This window comes from Nocardioides sp. (assembly GCF_016462705.1).
GTDB lineage: Bacteria > Actinomycetota > Actinomycetes > Propionibacteriales > Nocardioidaceae > Nocardioides.
This window is the reverse complement of record NZ_JAEMSS010000269.1, coordinates 1-4,136: the sequence shown is the minus strand read 5'-3', so window position 1 is coordinate 4,136 and position 4,136 is coordinate 1. Positions and strand designations below refer to the sequence as shown.

Genomic DNA, 4,136 nt, shown 5'->3' with positions numbered 1-4,136 from the left:
GGGTCGTCGTCGGAGCAGGCGGACAGGGACACGGTGAGAGCGGCGGCGGCGAGCACGGCGGGCCAGGAGCGCATGCCGCCACGATACGGATCGCTATTGTCTCGCCGTGCTCGACCTCGCCCCCGTCACCACGCGCGAGCCCGCGGTCGCCGCGCTCATCGACGCGCTGACCGTCGAGCTCGCCGACAGCGGCTACACCGACGAGGAGACGTTCGGCTACTCCCTCGACCAGCTCGAGGCCTCCGGCGTCCACCTGGTCGGCGCCTCGCTCGACGGCACGCTCGTGGGCATCGGCGGCGTCGAGATCCAGGGCGGCGGGTTCGCCGAGCTCAAGCGGTTCTACGTGGACCCGGCCCGTCGTGGCCAGGGCGTCGCGGACGCCTTGATCGAGGCGCTGCTGCAGCACGCACGGGAGCGAGGGGCGACGACGGTGCGGCTGGAGACCGGCGACAAGCAGCACGCCGCGATGCGGTTCTACGCCCGGCACGGGTTCGAGGTCGTGCCCAGGTTCGGGCCGTACGTCGACAGCGCGACGTCGGTCTGCATGTCACGCCGCGCCTAGGGGCCGGCCCACGACCACGCATACGCCGGGTCCTCGACCGCCAGACCGCCCTCCCCCAGGTCGAGCGGGGCGAACGTGTCGACCATGACCGCCGACTCCTCGAAGTAGTCCACACCCAGCGACGCCTCGATGGCGGAGGGCTGCGGGCCGTGCGCGTGACCGCCGGGGTGCAACGAGATCGAGCCCAGGCCGATGCCGGACCCCTTGCGCGCCTCGTAGTCGCCACCGACGTAGAACATGACCTCGTCGCTGTCGACGTTCGAGTGGTAGTAGGGCACCGGGATCGCGAGCTCGTGGTAGTCGACCTTGCGCGGCAGGAAGTTGCAGACCACGAAGTTGTGGCCCTCGAAGACCTGGTGGACCGGCGGCGGCTGGTGGATCTTGCCGGTGATCGGCATGTAGTCGTCGATGTTGAAGGTGTAGGGGTAGAGGCAGCCGTCCCACCCGACGACGTCGAAGGGGTGGGTCGCGTAGGTCATCCGGGTGCCGACGACACCGGCGCTCGTCCGGTGCTTGACCAGCACCTCGACGTCCTCGCCGTCGACCAGGAGCGGCGCGTCCGGGCCGTGCAGGTCGCGCTCGCAGTACGGCGCGTGCTCGAGCAGCTGCCCGTAGCGGGACAGGTAGCGCCTCGGCGGCGCCACGTGGCTGTTGGCCTCGATCGGGTAGAGGCGGCTCCGCTCCCACGGGACCCATCGGTGCGTGGTGGCGCGCGGGATGACGACGTAGTCACCGGTGCGGTAGCTCAGCAGGCCGAAGACGGTCTCGACGGCTCCGGAGCCGCTCTCGACGTAGACGCACTCGTCACCGATCGCGTTGCGGTAGTAGGGCGAGGGATCCGCGCCGGTCACGACGTAGCCGATCCGGACGTCGTTGTTGCCGAGCACCAGCCGTCGGTCGGTGACCGCGTCGGTGCCGGTCTCCAGGTCGTGCAGCTTGAGATGGCGCGGCTTGAGCGGATGGTTGGGGGTGCGGGTCTGGTCGGGGAGCTCCCACACCTCGCTCGCGACGATCGCGGACGGCACGCCGCGGTGGTAGAGGAGCGAGGAGTCGGAGGAGAAACCCTCCTCGCCCATGAGCTCCTCGCGGTAGAGGTTGCCCTCGGGGTCCCGGTGCTGGGTGTGCCGCTTCGGGGGGACGTCGCCTACGGCTCTGTAGTACGCCATGCCTCGATACGTTAGACCCGTGCCACTCGACGACGCGTGGGCCGGACTGGTCGACGACGCAGCCATCTTCCCGCCCGGTGACGTGCCGTTCGACGAGGCGGTGGACGCCTACGACTCCCGCTCGGACGAGGACGGCGCCGAGCTGGTCGGGAGCTTCGTGCTCCGCGACACCGACCTGCCCCGGCTGACTGACCCGCTGGCCGTCGCACCGGTGTCGGTCGTCTGCACCGGGGGCGCGGGTCAGCTGGCCGGCCCGTCCGGGTGGGTCCGGCGCGAGAACGTCGCCATCGCCGGCATGGAGATCGCGGTCCGGGACCTCGACGACCCCGCGGGCAACGTCCGCCGGATCGTGGCGGCGACCGACGAGCTCGAGACGGAGTGGCCGGTCTTCGTCGAGCTGCCGCAGACCCCGACGGACCACGGGTGGCTGCGCGCCGCCGACATCGCCGCGGAGGCCGGGCTGCGGCTGAAGTTCCGCACCGGCGGGCTCGACGCGTCGGCGTTCCCGTCCGCCGAGGTCCTCGCCGGGTGGATCGACGCGGCGCTCGACCGGGAGACGCAGTTCAAGTGCACGGCCGGCCTGCACCGCGCGATCCGGCACACCGGCGACGACGGGTTCGAGCACCACGGCTTCCTCAACGTCCTCGTCGCGACGGCCCGGGCGTTCGCCGGCGCCGGCAACGCGGAGGTGGTGCAGGTGCTGGAGTCGCGCGACGCGGGGATGCTCACGCAGGCCTTCGAGTACGAGAGCGGCAACGCCGCCCGGCGCTGGTTCCGCTCCTTCGGGTCGTGCTCGGTCGCCGAACCACTGGCCGACCTGCGGGCCCTGGGGTACGCCCAGTGACCGGCTTCGGGCTCGACCACCTGCCGTACGGCGTCTTCTCGGTCTCCGGGGGCCCGCGCCGGGTCGGCGTGCGCTACGAGGACGAGGCCGGGGACTGGGTCCTCGACCTGTTCGCGGCGACCGGGCGGCCGGAGTTCGACACGCCCTCGCTCAACGCGTTCCTGGCGCTCGGCGCCGAGGTCTGGCGGCAGACCCGGGACGAGGTGCGCGCCCTCGCCGAGGACGGCGGGCACACCGTCCCGCTCGACGACGTCACGCTGCACCTGCCGGTCGAGGTCGCCGACTACGTGGACTTCTACGCCTCCCTCGACCACGCCACCAACGTCGGCAGGATGTTCCGGCCCGACGGCGACGCGCTGACCCCCAACTGGCGGCACCTGCCGATCGGCTACCACGGCCGGGCGGGCACGGTCGTCGTGTCGGGCACCCCGGTCACGCGGCCGTCCGGCCAGCGCAAGGCGCCGGACGACCCCGCACCGACGTTCGGCCCGAGCCAGCGCCTCGACATCGAGGCCGAGCTCGGCTTCGTCGTCGGTACGCCGTCGCCGCCGGGCGTCCCGGTGCCGGTCACCGGCCTGGCCGACCACGTCTTCGGCGTCACGGGCCTCAACGACTGGTCGGCCCGCGACATCCAGGCCTGGGAGTACGTCCCGCTCGGGCCGTTCCTCGGCAAGTCGTTCGCCACTTCGATCTCCCCGTGGGTCACCCCCCTCGCCGCCCTGGACGCCGCGTGGGTCGACCTGCCCGCCCAGGACCCCGAGCCGCTCCCCTACCTCGGGCCCGGAGCGACGAAGGGGCTCGACATCGACGTCGAGATCGAGCTCAACGGCGAGGTGGTCAGCCGCCCGCCGTACCGGACCATGTACTGGTCGCCCGCCCAGATGCTCGCCCACCTGACCGTCAACGGTGCCTCGCTCCGCACCGGTGACCTGTTCGCCTCCGGCACGATCAGCGGCCCCGAGCCCGGCCAGCGCGGCTCGTTCCTCGAGCTGTCGTGGGGTGGCGCCGAGCCGTTCGGCGCGGACGGCCACACGTTCCTGCGCGACGGCGACGTGGTCGTGCTGCGCTACTCGGCGCCCTCGGTCGCCAGTGGGCGGCTGACGCTCGGCGAGGTGGCCGGGCGGGTCGAGCCGGCACGGAGCTGAACGGCGACCGCCAGGACCGTCGCCACCAGCGCCCACACGTACCCGTTGCCGAGGAGGTGCTGCCACCACGTCCATGACAGCTCGCGGCCTTCACCTGCGGGAGCCAGGAACCGGCAGCCCACGACCAGCAGCAGGGCCCACGCCCCCGCGAGCACCGGATGGCCCCGTCGGGCCAGCACGAGCACCGCCGGCGCCGTCCACACCCAGTGGTGGTCCCACGAGATGGGAGAGGCAAGAAGCATCGAGCCGGCCGCCAGAAGGACCGCGACGTCGCGGTCGCCGCGTCGCCACACCGCGGCCGCGAGGAGCAGCACGGCGGCGGCGAGCGGCGCCGCCACGGCGACCCACAGCGCGGTCGACGGCTCCTCGCCGAGCAGCCGCGTGAGCACCCCGTTGACCGACTGGTTGCGGACGTACTC

General features: G+C 72.5%; 4 protein-coding genes and 1 pseudogene. 3 read left to right on the top strand and 2 right to left on the bottom strand.

Annotated elements, in window-relative coordinates; translation table 11 throughout:
• Nucleotides 1-106 precede the first annotated feature (106 nt).
• A complete protein-coding gene (locus JHD21_RS21170) occupies nt 107-562 on the top strand; it encodes a GNAT family N-acetyltransferase (protein ID WP_292679451.1) in 456 nt (151 codons plus the stop codon).
• Here the strand turns inward: JHD21_RS21170 and JHD21_RS21165 are convergent.
• Nucleotides 559-1,728: a homogentisate 1,2-dioxygenase domain-containing protein gene (locus JHD21_RS21165; RefSeq protein WP_292679449.1), complete on the bottom strand. Its 1,170-nt coding sequence runs from the start codon at nt 1,726-1,728 to the stop codon at nt 559-561. The genes JHD21_RS21170 and JHD21_RS21165 overlap by 4 nt on opposite strands.
• Before the next feature lie 19 nt (nt 1,729-1,747).
• On the opposite strand from JHD21_RS21165, the gene JHD21_RS21160 reads away from it, so the two are divergent.
• Together JHD21_RS21160 and fahA are read left to right on the top strand one after the other, a co-directional pair.
• Nucleotides 1,748-2,572 (top strand): hypothetical protein, encoded by an 825-nt coding sequence (locus JHD21_RS21160; RefSeq protein WP_292679448.1) that lies wholly within the window; start codon nt 1,748-1,750, stop codon nt 2,570-2,572.
• Nucleotides 2,569-3,717 carry a fumarylacetoacetase gene (gene fahA / locus JHD21_RS21155; RefSeq protein ID WP_292679446.1) on the top strand — a complete coding sequence of 383 codons (1,149 nt, stop codon included), beginning with the start codon at nt 2,569-2,571 and terminating at the stop codon, nt 3,715-3,717. Before JHD21_RS21160 ends, fahA begins: the two co-directional genes overlap by 4 nt.
• Here the strand turns inward: fahA and JHD21_RS21150 are convergent.
• Nucleotides 3,639-4,136, bottom strand: a pseudogene (locus JHD21_RS21150) (glycosyltransferase 87 family protein); the annotation flags it as partial. The gene fahA and the pseudogene JHD21_RS21150 sit on opposite strands and share 79 nt — an antisense overlap.

Bases quoted from the DNA above. Each gene is read 5' to 3' on its own strand.
- JHD21_RS21165 (WP_292679449.1), bottom strand. From the start codon at position 1,728: ATGGCGTACTACAGAGCCGTAGGCGACGTCCCCCCGAAGCGGCACACC.